12 protein-coding genes are annotated in these 17,638 nt (G+C 56.6%); 3 read left to right on the top strand and 9 right to left on the bottom strand.

Features of this window, described 5'->3' with window-relative positions; genetic code table 11:
- The first annotated feature begins 306 nt into the window (after nt 1-306).
- Both EXR70_20880 and proC read left to right on the top strand, forming a co-directional pair.
- The gene (locus EXR70_20880; GenBank protein ID MSP40951.1) at nt 307-3,756 is read left to right on the top strand and encodes a tetratricopeptide repeat protein; all 3,450 of its coding nucleotides are present in this window, start codon (nt 307-309) and stop codon (nt 3,754-3,756) included.
- A gap of 156 nt (nt 3,757-3,912) precedes the next feature.
- Entirely contained in the window at nt 3,913-4,725 is an 813-nt protein-coding gene (gene proC, locus EXR70_20885; protein MSP40952.1) for a pyrroline-5-carboxylate reductase, read from the top strand.
- Between the two features lie 105 nt (nt 4,726-4,830).
- Here proC and EXR70_20890 read toward each other — a convergent pair whose 3' ends face one another.
- From EXR70_20890 to EXR70_20930, 9 genes are all read right to left on the bottom strand, one after another.
- Nucleotides 4,831-6,192 carry a peptidase S8 gene (locus EXR70_20890; GenBank protein MSP40953.1) on the bottom strand — a complete coding sequence of 454 codons (1,362 nt, stop codon included), beginning with the start codon at nt 6,190-6,192 and terminating at the stop codon, nt 4,831-4,833.
- A 478-nt stretch (nt 6,193-6,670) separates the two neighbouring features.
- Nucleotides 6,671-7,198: an SH3 domain-containing protein gene (locus EXR70_20895; GenBank protein MSP40954.1), complete on the bottom strand. Its 528-nt coding sequence runs from the start codon at nt 7,196-7,198 to the stop codon at nt 6,671-6,673.
- Between the two features lie 32 nt (nt 7,199-7,230).
- On the bottom strand, nt 7,231-7,815 hold the full coding sequence (locus EXR70_20900; GenBank protein MSP40955.1) for a DUF1318 domain-containing protein: 585 nt from the start codon (nt 7,813-7,815) through the stop codon (nt 7,231-7,233).
- Between the two features lie 14 nt (nt 7,816-7,829).
- Nucleotides 7,830-10,730 (bottom strand): hypothetical protein, encoded by a 2,901-nt coding sequence (locus EXR70_20905; protein MSP40956.1) that lies wholly within the window; start codon nt 10,728-10,730, stop codon nt 7,830-7,832.
- Nucleotides 10,731-11,055: 325 nt separating this feature from the next.
- On the bottom strand, nt 11,056-11,859 hold the full coding sequence (locus EXR70_20910) for an ABC transporter substrate-binding protein (GenBank protein ID MSP40957.1): 804 nt from the start codon (nt 11,857-11,859) through the stop codon (nt 11,056-11,058).
- Between the two features lie 46 nt (nt 11,860-11,905).
- The gene (locus EXR70_20915; GenBank protein ID MSP40958.1) at nt 11,906-13,027 is read right to left on the bottom strand and encodes an amidohydrolase; all 1,122 of its coding nucleotides are present in this window, start codon (nt 13,025-13,027) and stop codon (nt 11,906-11,908) included.
- A 27-nt stretch (nt 13,028-13,054) separates the two neighbouring features.
- Complete coding sequence (locus EXR70_20920; protein ID MSP40959.1) at nt 13,055-14,197, bottom strand: amidohydrolase; 1,143 nt, start codon at nt 14,195-14,197, stop codon at nt 13,055-13,057.
- Nucleotides 14,198-14,267: 70 nt separating this feature from the next.
- On the bottom strand, nt 14,268-14,948 hold the full coding sequence (locus EXR70_20925) for a hypothetical protein (GenBank protein ID MSP40960.1): 681 nt from the start codon (nt 14,946-14,948) through the stop codon (nt 14,268-14,270).
- A 286-nt stretch (nt 14,949-15,234) separates the two neighbouring features.
- Nucleotides 15,235-16,128, bottom strand: coding sequence for a hypothetical protein (locus tag EXR70_20930; GenBank protein ID MSP40961.1), 894 nt, complete (start codon nt 16,126-16,128; stop codon nt 15,235-15,237).
- A gap of 126 nt (nt 16,129-16,254) precedes the next feature.
- Between EXR70_20930 and EXR70_20935 the strand changes: the two genes are divergently transcribed.
- Nucleotides 16,255-17,445, top strand: a complete 1,191-nt coding sequence (locus tag EXR70_20935; protein ID MSP40962.1) for an RNA polymerase subunit sigma-70 — start codon at nt 16,255-16,257, stop codon at nt 17,443-17,445.
- Nucleotides 17,446-17,638 lie beyond the last annotated feature (193 nt).

A 17,638-nucleotide genomic window follows, 5' to 3' on the forward strand; every position in this document is an offset into this window, starting at 1 on the left:
ACGCACACACTTGGCCTATATCGAACCAACTCCAACAAGGTGGGGTTCCGCTATGGCCAGGTTTCTAACTTACGACCTCAACCCAACGCACTACCCTGACATAATCGCGTTGCTGTTAACATGACATATTGACGTTGCCACGACACGAAGCGAATCGGTTCGCTGTTGCTTTTGCGTGCGCGCTCGCGCGGAAATCGACGGCACTTGGCGCGCCGCGCCGGGAGTTTGCTGGAGCGTCTCTCCCTTTACAGTTAGACATCGGCTTGCTATCACTGCTGGGATTATTTTTGATTGGGAGAACCGCATATGACCGATAGCGCGCCGCGTACCAAACAAGATGGACTTCTGCTCGTCGGGCTGTTCTGTTTCTTTTTTTCCGGCGCAGCGGGATTGATCTACCAGGTGGTCTGGACGCGCATGCTGACGCAAATCTTCGGCAACACCACCTATGCGATCGCCACGGTGCTGTCGGCGTTCATGGCCGGCTTGGCGATAGGTAGTTACTGGTTCGGCAAGATCGCCGACCGCGGCAAGAACGATTTCATGCTCTACGGCCTGCTCGAAGCCGGCGTCGGTGTTTACGGTTTCTTGGTGCCCTGGCTGTTTGCCGGCGCGCAAAAACTTTACGGCCCGATCTTCGGTCTGAATGAGAGCTATCCCTTCATCTTCAATCTCGTGCTGTTCTTCCTCTCGTTTGTCTTGCTGGTGTTTCCGACTTTGCTAATGGGCGCGACCTTGCCGGTGCTGAGCCGCTTCTTCGTGCGGAGTTTTTCTGATTTCGGCCAGCGCATCGGCGATCTCTACGCGACCAATACTTTGGGCGCGGTGATCGGTTGCGCCGCCGGCGGATTCTTTCTCATTCCCACCTTCGGCATGCGCGCGACGGTGTTCGTCGCCGCGTCGGTCAATATGTTCATCGCCCTGGTGATTCTCATCGTTGACCGGCTGCGCGATCAGGTTCCTGATGCGAGCGGCGCGCCCTCAGGAGGCGACGACATGATGGCTTCGGCCGCGGTGGCCGAAGAAACCAATCCCTCCAAGTCGATTCTCGGCTGGGTAGTTCTAACTTCCTTCGCCATGTCAGGCTGCGCCTCTTTGGTTTACGAGAACGCTTGGACGCGCTCGCTAACCTTGGTCATCGGCAGTTCGATCTATTCTTTCTCCACCATGCTCGTGACGTTTCTCGTCGGCTTGGCGCTGGGCGGGTTTATCTACGCGCGCTTTTTGGGCCAACGCGAAGCGCGGCTGAGCACTTTCGGCTTGATCGAGTTATGGGTCGGTTTGTCGGCGCTGGCGACGATTCCGTTGTTTGAAAAACTGCCGCTAATTTTTGTCCGTTTGCTGCACGGCTTCGGCGATACCTTCACGGTGTTTCTCTACCTGCAAGTTTTTCTCTCGGCGCTGGTGATGCTCATGCCGACGGTGCTGTTGGGCATGACTTTTCCTCTGGTGGCGCGGCTGTTCACGCAAAGCATTTATCGCGTCGGCAGCGGCGTCGGCAGTTCCTACGCGGCCAATACCGTGGGTGCGGTGTTGGGCGCCTTCGCCGGCGGTTTCATTCTGATTCCTAACCTCGGCGTGCAAAACACCATCATCTTCGCGGTGGTGATGAATTTGCTTATCGGCGCTTGGCTGCTCACCAGCGATGCCAAGCTGTCGCTGTTTTTGCGTTACGGCATGGGTGTTGCGGTTCTCGCCTTGGCGGCGGTGGTGCCGTTCAAAGTGCCGCGCTGGGATCCCAATATTTTGCTTAGCGGTGTGACGGTTTACGCCGATCGCTACGAGTCGTTGCCCACCGATTCGCTGCGCGTCGAAGAGATGCGCCGCGACGACGTGTTGTATTACCGCGAAGGCCTGACCACCACGGTGAGCGTGCAACGGATCACCGGTAGCGATTATCTGTACTTTCGCTCCAACGGCAAGATCGACGGCTCCTACGGCGATGCGCTCAGTCAATTGATGACCAGCTACATCGCCATGATGCATAATCCCAAGGCGGAAAATGCCTTAACCATCGGTCTTGGCACGGGCATGTCGGCCAAAGCGCTGGCGACTTTCGATACGCTGAAATCCATTGAAGTCATCGAAATCGAGCCGGCGATGATCGAAGCGAGCAAATATTTTGACCGCGCTTCGGTGCAACTCGACAAGCTTCCCGCCGGCGTGACCTTTCCCGCCGACGATTCCAAGGGGCGGGTTTGGTACCAGGATAAGGAAAAGAAAATTTACTATAAGGGCGTCATGGAGCCCGAAGTGCGCAGCGAACTGATCCAACGCTCCGATGACATGGACTACCGCGGCGCCATCGACAAACTGTCGCGCAACGCGCGCCACTCGCGCCATTCGAGCGTGCTCGAAGATAAGCGGGTGCGGGTGATCCCCACCGACGGCCGCAACTATATTATCGCCACGCCCAAGCATTACGATGTCATCACCGCCGAGCCGTCCAATCCGTGGATCGCCGGCATCGCCAATCTCTACACCCGCGAGTTCTATCAAGTGATCAAGTCCAAGCTTAAAGACGACGGTATTTTCGGTCAGTGGTTTCACAACTATTCGATGTCGCCGGACGATTTTCGCATGGTCTTTCGGACCTTCTCGGAAGCCTTTCCCCATGTCGCGCTGTGGAGCATGAAGGAAAGCGATTTTCTGTTGATCGCCAGCAAAAAAGAATTGGTCTTCGATTATCCAGCGCTGAAGAAAATCTACGACAGCAACAAAATGTTGCGCTCGGATCTCGACTATCTCGGGCTCTCCGATGTCTATGCGGTGCAGGGTTTTTACCGCATGAATCGCGACGGCTTTGCGGCGTTCTCCAAAGGCGCGTCGATCAATACCGACGACGGCGCTGAATTGGAATTCTCCGCGCCGAAAAATCTCCGCCGGCCGACCACCGAGCTCAACCGCAAGCTGATGATTCCTCATCTGGTCGACAGTCCGCCGTGGTTGAAGGGCAAGCCGCTGCTCGTGCCCCAGGCGATGCATCATTTTTACATGGCGCAGTCGTACCTGGCGAGCGTGGCGCGCGGCCGGGCGCTCAACGAAGTCGAAGAAGCGATCCGTCTCGATCCCAAGAATCCCCAATTTCATTTGCTCAAAATGAAAATCCTGCTCGAGCAGGACAAGAGCAGCGAGGGCGCCAAAGAAGCCTTCGCCGCCCTTGAGCAGGGCGCGGAATATATTCCCGAAGTGTTGGCCATGAGCGATGAGTTCTACCTGCCCGACGCTAAAGCGGTTTACGGCAAAGTCATTCAGATGGGCAGCAAAGAGGTCTTACCTTATCTCGGGCTCGGCAACATCGCGCTTCACTCCGGCGATCTGGTCGAAGCCGAGAAATGGCTCGGCCAGGCGCGCGACATTTACGCCGATCAGCCCGCGGTGTTGTTGGCCTGGGGCCGATTGGTCTTGGCCAAAGCCCAGAAACTTGCCGAGGGCCCAGAGAGTCGTAAGCTGCTCCAGGATGCCCGTGCGTTGATGGAGAGATCCCGCGCCAAGGGCGAGGACTCGGTGACCATATATTCGGAGCTCGGCGCGATCTATTACCGGCTCGCGATGTGGGACAAGGCGGCGGAAGCCTACGAGCACGCACTACGCATGCGCCGGCGCCGCAACGACCTGCGTTTTTCCCTGGGCCAATCCTACGCCCAGCTCGGCCGGGTCAAAGAAGCGGAACAGAAGTTTCGTGAAATTCTTTCGCTTAGCTCCGACAATGACGAAGCGTTGAAGGCGCTGCAGGGGTTGGGGAAAAGGTATTAAGTAGTTGTCAGAAGTCAGTGGCCAGTAGTCAGCAGATCGTTTAACAACCAAGGCCTTCGGTAAATCGCCGAAGGCCTTTTTGTTTTTTTGCTTTGAAGTTCTTGGCGCTTCGATTTATGCTGCCTTTGCTTCGACGTTCCATTTAGGGGGTCTTCAATGTTAACGGAAAAAATCGGTGTCATCGGCGCGGGGAAAATCGGTTCGGCGATCGCTCGCGGCGTGATTCGCGCCGGCTTGGTTGCCAAGGAAAATGTTATCGCCAGCGATGTCAGCGACGCGCTACGCCAAGCCGCCGCCCAGGAGCTTGGCATTAAGACCACGGTGAACAATGGTGAGCTCGCCGATTTCGCCGACATCATTATTCTTGCTGTCAAACCGCAGATCGTCGACGCGGTGGCGCGGGAGATCGCCAAGAAGCTGGGCACGGCGAAACTATTAGTTTCAGTCGCCGCCGGCGTGCCGCTGTCGCGCATCGAGGCGGGTTTATTGCCGGGCGCGCGCGTCGTGCGCGTGATGCCGAACATTCCCTGCGTGGTCGGCGCCGGCGCCGCGGGTTTTGCCGGCGGCGCCCACGCGAATGCTACCGATCTCGAAAACGTCGGCGCGATTCTCAACAGCTTCGGCGTCGGCATGGCGGTGGAAGAAAAGTATTTAGACGCCGTCACCGGCCTCAGCGGCAGCGGCCCGGCTTACGTTTTTCTCTTCATGGAAGCCCTCGCCGACGGCGGCGTGCAAATGGGTCTCGCCCGCGATGTCGCCCTCAAGCTCGCCATGCAGACGGTCTACGGCGCCGCGAAAATGGCGCTCGAAAGCAACAAACATCTCAGCGAACTAAAAGACGAGGTTACCTCACCCGGCGGCACCACCATCGCCGGTCTCTACGCCATGGAGCAAAAAGGTTTTCACGGCACGGTGATGGACGCGGTGGTGAGCGCGACGAAACGGTCGCAGGAGTTGGGGAAGGGGTAGGGGGATGGTTTCGGGTTTACTCAAACGTTAGTCGCGCCGGCAGAAACAATGAGACATCTGAGCGGCAAGCATTCCTATTCATTGTTGCGAGAAAAACCGCGATCGCTATTTGCTGAAGGTTAAAATATTCGACAGCGCAGAATTGCCGGTGCCGTCGTAGGCTTTCGCCTGCACGTTGTGGGTTCTTTTCGCTAACGATTTCACATTCACTTTAAAAGTCCACGGAGCTGCGCTCAGGGTCGCTTTGAGTATGTTGTCGATGTACAGATCCACTTTGGCGACGCCGCTTTGGCTGTCGGAAGCAGATGCATTTGCGGTGAGCCAGCGGGTGCCGTCGTATACGGCGCTGGTGAGCTGCACCGTGGGCGGTGTGGTATCGGCCGCGGCGGGTGCCGGTGTCGCGGCTAGCGCGCGATACGCGTTGATCCTGCCATAACCATAATATGGATCGAAGCCCGCCGCGCCGAGGTCGTCGGCGTTGTTTTTGATGAGGTCGACGACTTGTTGGTTCGATAAGGCGCCGTTGCGTGAGAAAATTAATGCCGCCAACGCCGACACTTGCGGAGTCGAGAACGATGTTCCCTGCCAGGTGCCATAACCGCCGCCGTTATTGGTCGTATAAATAGCCGTACCGGGCGCAGCCACTGCGATCCAACTGCCAAAATTACTAAAGCTGGCGGGATTGTCGTTGCCATCGGTTGCCGCCACTGCCATCACGTGCACCAGAGAAGCTGGATAAAAGTTGGCGCTGCTAGAGTTATTACCCGCGGCGGCGACGATCACGGCGCCTTTACTCCACGCGTAGTCGACGGCGCTTTGCAGTGTTGAAGAGCTGCTCGTGCCGCCGAGGCTCAGGTTAATGATTTTGGCGCCGTGGTCGGCGGCATAATTAATCGCCGACGCGATATCCGCGTAGGTGGCGATATTGGATGAATTGAGAACCACCAGCGGCATGATCGTATTATTCCAAGCGAGGGCCGCTACGCCGATGCCGTCGTCGGTCAGGGCCGCGGCCGTTCCAGCCACGGCGGTGCCGTGGCCGTAAACGTCATGGGTATCGGTATTGCCGCCTAAAAAATTGTAACCGGGGATCAGCTTGGCGGCCAAATCAGGATGTCCAGGGTCGACGCCAGAATCGATGACCGCAATGCTCACTGAACTAGAACCCTGGGAAATATCCCAGGCGCCAGGCGCCGAGATTCGCGGCAAGTGCCATTGACTCGCATAACCAGGATCGTTGGGAACCAGAACCGGTTCGGCGAGAAAGTTTTTTTCCACGAACTTGATTCGCGGATTGTGTCCCAATGAATTCGCCACGGCCTCGATCGTTTCGGGCGGGACGGCGATATGATGGACGCCAATTTGCGGCATCGACCTTATTAGACTCGCGCCGTGGGCGCTAAAAATATCTTGAACATCCTCATCTTCGGCGTCGTCATCCGTCATCAGCAGCAATTCGCCTGGCATGTGGGCGCCGGGTTACAATGTCGATTGCGCGAACAGCGGGCTGACGCTAAGGACCAGCGCCAACAAAACGTAAGCTATCAATTTCATCGAAACCGTTGCCCCCTCATGGCAATTGAGTCGCGTAAGATGTGGCCGAAGCCGTCGATGGCCTGGGTCACGACAAGTCGGCCTCGAGCTACGGATGTAATAATCGCGCACAGAAATCTGACGCAATCATGAGGCCAGTGAGTAACTCGCCAATTAATAACGATAAATGTTTCGCGAGGGAGATCGCCAATTGTCAGCGAAACTGACAGTTTTTTTTTGCTGATATTTTTCAATGATTTGCGCTGTAAGAGTTTTTTACAGGCAAAGCGCACTAGTGCGTCGGGTGACGCTTTTGCCGCCGCGGCGCGACGTCGTCTTGAGTAGACGATAGGTACTGAATGGAACGTTGTACGTGAGAGAAATAGATTCTCGCGCGGTCGTGAAGGTTAAATTACCTATCTTGCCAGCGCTCGACGTCGCGCTTGTCGACGTAGCCGGGCTTGCCGCCTTTTTTCGATTCCACTCTGAGCCAGTCGCCTTCGGCGTGCACGACGTTGACTTTGATGTCGGCGGGGAGGCGCGTCACCGTTGGGAATTTGGTTCCTGGACCTTGTCGCAGATCGACTTCGCCGAGGGTGCGATAGGGTCCGGCAACCGTGCTGGCGGACGCTTTCGATTGCGTGTTCTTGCCGGCCACGTCTCGTGCGGCGAACTGTTCGTCAATGTAGCCGGGCTTGCCGCCATGTTTCGATTCGACCTTGAGCCAGTAGCCTTCTTTGCCGACGACGTTGACCTGAATGCCTTTGGGCAACGTCGTGATCGTGTCGTAGTTCGATCCCGGGCCGCTTCTTAGCGGCGCGTCCGCTGTGGTGGTGTAGCTGCCTTTCGTCGCTTGGGAGAAAGGTGTGCCCGCGGAAATGCCCAGCGCAACGATCGCTAACAAGAAAATTTTCACTGCGAATTTAATGATTCGTTTCATGACGTGATCTCCTCGATTGCAGAGCTATCGCGTTACTTCTTTTTCCAGTTTCCCTGGGCGTCTTGAATCCACCAGCCGGGGCGCGCTTGGTCGAGCCAACTTCTGGCGAAGATGGTTTTGACCCTCGATACGCTGTCCTTCGAAATATTGTTGGCTTTGGCGATTTCCGCGTACAGGCTTTCGCGGTCGCGGTTCTCGGCGTCGACCAACTGTTTGGTTTCGGCGCGCTCTTTGAGATTTAACCCATCCGCGCTGTGGACCGTCAGCATGCCGTCCTGGGCCAAGCCGACATTGCCGCGGTCCATGAACGGCTTGATCGCGTTGCTGCGCTCTTTGATCGAATCCTTAATGGCGCGAATCGCGGGATTCGAGACATTGATATCCGCTTCTTGGGCGTGGGCTTCGCCGACGAAGCGTAAAGTTGCCAGGCGCATGGATGAAAATGTATTGAAGCTCTGCGGCTTGGGCACTGTCTTCGCGCCATCGTTCGGTCCGCCCCAGGTTTCTTTAACGATCTGGTCGGCGGCGCGCTCGACGGCGGCGGCGGGAAAGTAAATGTTGACGGTCACGCAGGCACTGACGAAAAATGCGGTGATAAAAAGTATTCGCTTCAACATGGAACCTCCATTGTCTATTTGACGTTGGGTTTGTCGGTTTTGTTTATTCTTTCTAATCTTTTTAATAGTTCGGAAAAGGCGATGGTTTGGGTGTGGCTGACGATGTTGACCGTCGGCGGTAAAAGGCTGCCGACTACCAGCATTTCCTGATCGCCTCGGCTTTCAACGCCGCGCAGCTGCAGCCGGTCGTTCTTTAAAGTCGCTTTGAAGCCGAGTTTGCTGTAGCGAAAGCTGTCGAAGAAACTCGCCAGACCGCCGTAAACCGCGCCGGCGTCCTCGCCGGAACTCAAGACCGTGATTTTGTTCAGCGCTTCGACGCTGATCCTTTGCTCGCCGCCGCGGTCCACCGAATGAATGTCGGCGCGCAGTTCGGAGGGCTGGCCGTCGGACAGGACCAGATCGTCGATGCTGCCTTCGAGAATGCCTGAGATGCGGCCGAATGCAAAGGTTTGAGATAGTTGTTCCAATTGAATGGCGCTGAACTTGGCTTCGAGCTTGATCGCCGCCAGGGCGGAAAATGGATTGTCGATTTCGAACTTGCCCATGCGCAGCTGGCCGCCGAACAGTTCGGCGTGAATCTCGCCTTGGGTGCGCAGCTGGTTTTCCGCCGATTGAATCTGCGGAATCGAGCCGGTCAGCGTGCCGCTAAAACGCGGCCAGTCCAGCGCCTGGGTCAGCTCTTCGAGTTTGAGCCGCTTGGTCTCGGCCGAAAAAGAAACCTGCTTGGGATCTTTCAACAGATCGGGCCAAAAAAGATTGGCGATCTCGATCTCACCGCCGAAAATGGCGAGGCGTATCGGTTGGTGCACGCGGAGCGCATTGTTGGTCAGCGAGAGCGTCGTCGCAATAGCTGGGATGGATTGGTTGGCAAAGCGAATTCTTTCGATCGCTAAATTGCCGATGCGGGGTGTGCCGGCGGTTGCCGGCTTACTCTCAGCTAAGGATATTTGTAGCGGCAAGTTGAGCGCCATGGGGCCGATGCGCCAGTCGTTAGATTTCGTTCGCAACTCGCCATCCTTCAGCGAGATTTCGCCGGCGATGGCGAGGCCATCGATGGGGCCGTTCAGTTGTAAGCGAAAAGTCATTAGGCCGGCGATGGCGAGCTTGTCGAGAACTGGAAACTGACGGTTGAAAGTTTCGCGCAAGAAAAATTCGAAGAAGCCGCCGGGCGAGAAATTGCCGCTGTTTGCTAGCAGATGAAGATTCGGCGTTTGTGCAAGGTTTTCAATTGCACCGCCGAGTTCTATGGCGCCAACGCTGGCCAGGCTGATCGTGCAGCGCCGGCAGTCGAGCCGGTTGGCCGCGCGCGCGTAATCGGCGTTCACTTCCAAGACCGGCTTTTGAGTTTTCAAATCGCCGAAAAATTTGCCCCACAACAATTCGCCGCTGTCGGCGCTGAATTTGCCGCTGACGCTAATTTGCGTCCCGTCGGCAATCACTTCGAAGGGACCGTTGAAACTGAGGTTCTCGCCGACTTTGCCGTCGTCGGGGGATTTAAATTTCATTCCGCTGCTGTCGACGCGGCCGGCGAATTTCAACGGCTGATCGGCTTGGTAGTCGAAGGTTGCGCCGATTTGCAGTTTGTCGGCGCCCGCTTGCCAGCGTCCTTTGGGCGAGTAAGCAATCTTGTTCGCTTGCAGTTTGGTTTCCTTGAAACGAAACGCCGGCTTCGTCCATTCAAATGGCGCGGCGAATGACAGACTCGCCACCGCGAGGTCATCGCCGCGCACTTGCAGCGCGTCGCTTTCGACGATTCCTTTGACCTCGAGGGCGTTCCACGGACCCTGCAAATTGACACTGGCCTGGGCTTGCCCCGAGTAGCTCCAGCGGTTGAGCGGCGCCGGCAAATGGGCTTTGGCAATTTCGATCGGCAGATCGCGAAAAATAAACTTGGTTGCGCTAATCGTCGGCACCGCACCGAAAACAATTTGCCCTTCACCAGCGCCGCTCACAAAGGGCGCAGATATTTTTACTGACTTTAGCCCGAGGGTTTTATTCGCAAGTATATAGTTGCCGCCGAAGTTCAGCGCCAGGTCGCCCTTGGGCAATTTGACCGACATCGCGCTCAGGCTGTTGGCGAAATCGACCAGCGTCGCTGCACTAGTAAAATTCGCTTCGCTCAGTTTGGTATCGGCGCTGATTTTCCCGTTTAACGTGCCTGTGAACTTGTTGCCGGCGATTTCGAGATCGTGAAATTTGCTATCGATGCTGAGATTGATCGGTTGCCGTTCCGGAGCGCGCAGCTTCAAGTGTAGTTGGACTGAATCTTGGGCGATCTTTGCAGCGCCGAAATCGAGCAAGCTTTTAGCTCGCTTGGGGCGGAGCGTGATATCAGATTCGAGATCGCGCGGCTGGCCTTTGATGCGCAGTTCGGCGACGCCATTTAGCTGCGGCACATCGGCGCTCAGGCTGATCCCCGTGGGCCCGGCGAGATTGAAATCTTGGGCGGCCAAACTGATATTCTCCAGCTCGAAGATGGTTTGCGTTCCGCGCTTCAAGATAATTCTGCCGTTGTGCACATCGAGATGGCGTAGGGCGATTTCCGTCGAGCCTTGGCTTGGCGTTTTTGAAATTTCATCGATATCGATTTCGATGGTCAGTTGGTCAATCGCTAGACGATGAATTGTCCGCGACCAAAGATCGAAAGGGCTGGCGCTCGCTCGCAGTTGGCGCGCTTTGAATTGTAACTGGCCCGGTTGACTTATGACTACCGCGTCGGCGACCACCGTGAGCGGCAACTGAAAAGCCAACGAATCAGCGTGCACGTGGTACCCGCTGCGCTGGGTGATTTCCCCGAGCAGCCAAACTTTGAATCGGTTGGAGCGCAGGGTTGCCGTCAGCGCGATGCCGATGCCTACGCACAGAACGAACAGAGCAAAAACGATCTTAACGCCGGTGCGCGCCGCTCTAGTCATGGGCAAACGATACACGCTGGGATTTTTACCGGCAAGGGAGGTAGGCGCGGTGGATCGAGATTGCTGAAACGCACGAAGGGTTCGCTGTAATTTGACCAGAATGTGAATGCGTGTAGTCGTGTCCAGGAAAAATTATCTGTCCTAGCAACGTCAATATGTGATGTTAACGCGACGTGATGATGTCAGGGTCATAGCTCGGGTTGAGTTTTTCCGGCTGAGCTTGATCTTCTCTAGCGATCTGGGCTTTGACTCGATAGTATTGTCGTTCGCTGACACCGAGGTCAGCTCGCATCGAAACACTCTTTATTATGATGGCTAATCGCTTCTAGTCTTTCATTGTCAGGGTTGTCATCCTTCCACCCTGACATAATCGCGTTGCTGTTAACATGACATATTGACGTTGCCACGACACGTAAATTCCTTCAATCAGCCCTTCGACAAATTTTAGCAAGAGCTCGCGCTTAGTTTTGAGCAGCGCGGTGGGCACCACCTGGCCGAAACGCGCGTAGTCGATGGGCAGATCCAACATATCGACCAGCACGCGGCAACAGCCGGACTCGGTGATGGTCGGCACGTCGTAGGTGCCGAGCAGCGTGGCGTGGAGTTGGCCGGCGATCATCGCCGGCACGCGGGTGGTGCCGGCGGCTTGGACGATGCGCACGTCTTTATCGGGATCGAGATTGAATTGGCGCAGCAGCATGCGCGTGGTCACATCGGACGACGAGCCGAAGCGGCTGATGGCGATTTGTTTGCCTCTCAAGTCGTCGGCGGTTTTGACATCGTTGCGCACCACGAAAGCGAAGGGAAATCGGTTGATGTAAACGCTGACCAGTTTGCCGTCGAGAACGCCGGCGGACACGGCGTTCAACATCGCCGGCACGTCGGAGTCGGCGATCTCAAGGTCGCCGCCGACCATGGCTTGGGCCATGGTGGCGCCGCTGGTGAAATAGATAAACCTGACATCGAGGCCGCGCTTCTTCCAGATGCCGGCGCGGTCGATGGTCTTGTGCAGATTTTTGGCGACACCGGTGCCGCTGTAGCCGACGCGGATAAGCTGCTGGGCCGTCGCGGGCGATACCAGAAGCGGCGCGGCTATAATGGCGAGGAGAAGTAGTCTCATTTTTCGCATCGTCGGTACCTCTGTTTTCCAGCTGTGACGTCATTCGTTCGCCGCTTCAATCGATTTTGTACAACGTCGCTGCATTGGCCGACAAAATCTGCCGCCGCTCTGTGTCGTTCATTCCGGCTAGACACTTTGAGGCGAATTGTTGGGTGTCCGGCCAGTTCGAATTCGCCGCGGGAAAATTTGCCGACCAAAGAATGTTATCGACGCCGATGTGGCTGGCATTGATCTTCACTTCGTCGTACCAAGTCGTCAGGTAGCACTGGCGATGAAACATTTCCGAAGGTTTCAATTCGTAGCCGCAGTGATCCTGATCGTACTGATGGTCGGCATATTCGAGCAGGAACGTTCCCCAACCGATGGTGCTCTCGGCGAAAATTACTTTGAGCTTGGGAAAACGCAGCAAAATGCGCGAGAAAAGTACATTGGTTAAGTCGAATACCGCGCTGGCCGGGCGCGCGACGGATTGCAAAGCCGCCGCCAGCTCCGGCGCTAAATTTGGCGCCATGGGAAATTGCAACTGCGGCGCGGAGCCGGCATGGAAACACAACGGCACATCGAGATCTTGGCAAGCGGCCCACACGGGATCGTAATGTTCGCTGTTAAGGTGCGGCAGATTGCGCAAGTGGATCGGTTCGGCGGGAAAGATGACGCCGCGATGGCCGCGCCCAACGGCGCGACGAATTTCCTCAACCGTCGCTACGACCGGCGCCAGCGGCACTAGGCATTGGGGGACGAAGCGCTTGCTGGCGTGTGCCCATTCGTCGATGAGCCAATCGTTGTAAGCGCCGACGCAAGCGAGTTCCAAATCGGGATCGCCGATCATGCCGAAGTTTTCGCCGGAGAAACCGCCGAGGCTCGGATACAACACCGCGCAGTCAATGCGGTCATCGTCCATCGCCTTGAGGCGCGCCGCGGGATCGTAAGCGGCTTTCGGGATTTCCTCCCAACGCTTCGGTACGCTGACTCGGTCGTTCATGAGCGCGCCAACGCGGGCAATGTCCGCGAGGGGAAATTTACGGCCATCGACGATCCATCGATCGCTGCCATCGGCTGAACGTTCAAGATGGGGAGTGCGGTCGGCGAATTTGTCTTTCGCTAGCCGCTGAGTCCAAATGTCCGGCGGCTCGATCACGTGATCGACGGCGCTGATGATGCGGTTGGGAGGTGTCATGCGTGATTTGCGGCAAATCCTAATTTTCTAAAGGCGATACAGCGCCTGGGCGTTAGCGTAGAGCATTTTCTTTCGTTCATCGTTGGGTACGCCCGCCAGCGAGCGCTCGACGAACTTCCACGAGTCCGGATAAGTCGAAGCGATATGCGGGTAGTCCGACTCCCACATGATGTTGTCGACGCCGACCGCATGGCGCAGCTCGATGCCGGCCCGTTCGTACCAGAAATTTACGTAGACTTGTTCGCGAATCACCTCGCTCGGTTTTCGCGCCAAGCCGTGGCGCCACAACTGGCGCCGTTCCCATTCGTGATCGCATGCGGCCTGCACGCAGCTCACCGAACCGATGCCGGTTTCGGCGAAAACCCATTTCGAGCGCGGAAATTTGTCAGCGATTTGGGAGAAAATCAAATTCGGCACGATCTGCGCCGGCCATGCGGAAGTGGGCACCGTGAATGCGGCGTGCTGTTGATACGGCGTGTAGCCATCCCATTCAGGATAAGTCAGCTTGCGCGCCAGCCCCGCCGACGCGTGAAAGTGGATCGGCATGGCGAGCTCCTGGCAAACTTCCCAGAGCGGATACCAGTACGACTCGCTGATATGCGGCAGCCTCTCGACCATCAAACTTGGCAGTGCGAACATGACGACGCCGCGGTGTCCTTGATTGGCGGCGCGGGTGACTTCCTCGACGATGGTTTTCATGCCGCACAGCAGCGGGATCATCGCCAGCGAAATAAATCGCTCGCTGGCGCGGGTCAGTTCGCCGAGGGAATCGTTGTAGGCCTGCACGCAGGCGAGCTCGAATTCGGCGTCGTTGTACTGATGAAAGGAGCTTGGATCGTTGGGAAAGAGCACTTCGGCATCGATGCCGTCGGCGTCGAGCGCCTTGAGACGTTCGCTCGGGACGTAGGCCTTGGCCGGCACTTCTTGCCAGCGCTGCGGATACAAATTGCGGTTTGGGTCACCCATCACCGCCGGACAATTGCACACGCGGCGGCTGTGTAGCGCTCGGCCATTGACCACCCAACGCTCGACCTTGGCGCCGTTATTCTCGACCTCTTTGATCTGTGGAATGCGCTCGCCGAATTTGCTTTTCGACATGCGATCGAGAAATGCCCTGGGCTCGGTGACGACATGGGAGTCCGCGCTGATTAGGCCGTGGTGAATTTCCATTGCGAGGTTCGGTTAAAATGCCGGTTTCAAGTACGCTGGGTTTTTTCTCAATTGATAACTCGCAACATATTCACTCCATCTCCGCCATCGCCGTTGCCACCGCGCCGTGAAAACAGCGCTCGATGGCAAGCGACTCTTCGCCGCCGCGCAGAACCTGTTGCGCCGTCAAATCGTCAACGACGTAGTTCTGAAAAACCTGGTTGAGTAAATCCGAATGCTCCACGTCGGCGAACAGATGCACCTGCGTGCCGATGTCTTGTTGTTGCTTCTTGATGCCCAGCTCCAGTTCCTGCCGCTTTACCAACCGTTGCGTGAGTGTGCCGCCTTTGACGATCTGGTCGTTGTTGCGCCGTTCCAGGATGTGCGAGCAGGCGAGTCCTTCGATCCAGGGATTTTCTTGGGCGCAATGAAGCCAGGCGTAAAACGCCGCGCGCGCGCCGGGAATCATGTCGGACTCTTTGTGGCTGCCCAAATCGTCTTCGGTGACATGCGCCTTGCCCATGCGCGGGTCGTAAATCAGTTCGTCTTTCTCGTGTTGCCAAATGGCGCGCTTGACGTCGAGCGGCGCTTTGCACGAGACCGCGGCCCAGCAATCGCGCCGGTTGTTGCCGAAAAAAGTCATGTGCAGGTGGCGCAAGGCGAGCCGCGTCGGTGTCAGCGGCACGGTCAACAGCCGGCGAATTTCCGGCGTCTCGTACCACTGGTTGACCATCACATCTAACTGTTTAGCGACTTCGGACCATCGACTCATCGAGGTTACCTCGGCAATTGATTTTCGCAGCTGCTTGGTGCGGTGCGCAATAATGACATCGAACTATACGTCGGTGTCGAAACGGCTGTCAATCAATTGCGCAAATCGTCGAAGCGTAGTGAGAAAATCGGGCGGCTCAATTTGCCATTTAGCACTGCCGGTCTTTTGGGATCGAGGCCGCCCGTCCCGTCAGTGCGATGATCCAGTGAAAGCGCCCGGCTGAGAAGTTCGTGTGAGATTTACATGAAAGTCAGAGTTTTTCGTTGCTGAGCGATTCTAGATTCAACTACGCGCCTGACCCTCCCGTCAGTCGAAATAATATGAGCGCGATTCCCATAATTAGGACGAGAACAGCGATGCGATACGCATTGCCGCGCGCTGTCGGCTCCGCCCACTGTAGAGCCGCGGCCAGGTCATCGTGGAAGCTGGCTTTGGCAAAATCGTAGACGTAGACGTTTTGCCAATGGAAGCAGCTGACTGGTTTGGCGAAGTTTATGTTTTCGCGGCGCGTCTTTGCCGGAACCTCGTTGGCTTTGTAGATGCAGGTATTGAACTCAAGCGCGACGTTTCTGACGGCGGTTTCGCTAACGAAGGCGCCAGCGGGGTAATCGGCCATGTATACCACTGGCAGTTTTGGTTTTTCGGCGCCGTAGTATTTCTCGGTTCGGTTGTCGTAGGAGTCGGGCCGGTTCCATCTAATTAAATAAAATCTGCCATACTCCGGATCGCTGTTGTAAACCGGATCGTTGTCTTGAGAATCGATGACCCAATGGCGAAAGCAAAAAGGCATGGGCTCGCCGAAGCTGGCGACGGTGTCGCTGACGCTCCGATGGATCTCGCCTCGAGGATTTTGTGTGCTGTCAAAAACGTAGCCTTTTTTGAATTGGACGATGGCGTATTTCTCCAACGCTGCCACGGTGGCGGTTTCGTATTCCATGATCACGCCGTTGGCGTAGGTCGGATGATTGGGATTGTCGCTGAACCAAATCTCGTTGACCACTTTGGTGAGTGTAAATCTTTTGAGATCGCAGCTGTCGGTCGATGCGCAATCGGCATTGAAAAATTCCTGTTTGCTCTCGGCGCGCTTGTGCACATGACCTTTGCCGGTGAAGTCGGCATGAGAAACTGCCGCTAGGAAAAAGCTCGCCAGGATGAATGAAAAGCAGAAATAGATTTTCACTTGATTAGGAAGTTAACGAATTCGAAACTTCCCTGTCAACGACCGTAGCGAAAAAACAAAATTCCGATTATGTTGCGGCGATGACAGCCGTGGCAATCCGTCGGCTGATTCACTCGGAGGTGTCACATGGGCGAAGTTTTAGCTACCGCTGAAAGCGCTAGCGGCACGGCGCCGCGGGCATCGGCGAATATCCGCCATCTGTGCCGGATGGAGATCGCCGGCGGCGGCCAGATCGTCATCGATGGCAATTATGCCTATGTCGGCCATCAGCACCGGCCCAATGGGACGACGATCCTCGACATCGCCGATCCGCGGGCGCCGAAGATTCTCAGCACGCTGACACCCGGCCATCCCTGGTCGCACTCGCACAAGGCGCGGATTGTCGGCGACATCCTGATCGTCAACTCCGAGTACGAACATGGCCCCGGCGCGCGCCGCGCTGAATATCCCGACGGCGGCTTTCGTATCTATGATGTCAAAGATCGAAGCAACCCCAAGCTTCTGTCTTTCGTGAAAACCTACGGCAAGGGTGTGCATCGCTTCGATGCCGACGAGAACTACACCTATATCTCCACCGAAATGGCAGGCTTCGTCGGCAACATTCTGGTCATCTACGATATTCGCAATCCGACCAAGCCGGTGGAAGTGTCGCACTGGTGGATGGATGGACAGAATGCCGCGGCCGGCGAGGCGCCGCATCCGAAGCACGCCGAACATCGCCTGCATCACGCGCTGCGCAGTGGGAATGAAATGTATGCCGGCTGCTGGATGTCGGGCGTGGCGATCATCGACGTGAGCGACATCCAGCAGCCGCGCACGCTGTCGCGCTACGAGTACGATCCTGCTTGCCCGGAGCCAACCCATACGTTTATCAAAGTTCCCCATCTCATCGGCGGCAAGCGCATCGCGGTTTCGACGGAGGAAGAACGCAGTCATCGGGGCGCCGATACCGGCAAGCCGCACGCGCCGCTGCGCACCTGGGATGTCAGCGATCCGACGCGGCCGAAACTTCTCTGCACCCGTTATCTGCCTGAGTCGGCGACACCTTACCCAGCTGACAAGGTGCGCTTTGGGACGCACCAATTGCGTGAACGGGTGGACGCGGACAATTTGATTTACGTCACTTGGTTCGCCGGCGGGCTGCGCATCATCGACATCAGCGATCCGGCGAATCCTCAAGAGAAGGGTTATTTCATTCCCAAACCAGGGGATGGCGTCGCGGCGCCCCTGACCAACGATGTCGTCATGGACCACCGCGGGCTTTTGTGGATGACTGACAAGGAGCGTGGCATCGACGTGATCGAATACAAAAATTGAGCGGGACGGCGCGCGGAACTCGCCATGTTCGGCGGCCTAATCTGCTGTCGTGGCAACGTCAATATGTCATGTTAACAGCAACGCGATTATGTCAGGGTAGTGCGTTGGGTTGAGGTCGTAAGTTAGAAACCTGGCCATAGCGGAACCCCACCTTGTTGGAGTTGGTTCGATATAGGCGAAGTGTGTGCGTCGT

The organism is Deltaproteobacteria bacterium (genome assembly GCA_009692615.1).
Classification (GTDB): Bacteria; Desulfobacterota; Binatia; order UBA9968; family UBA9968; genus DP-20.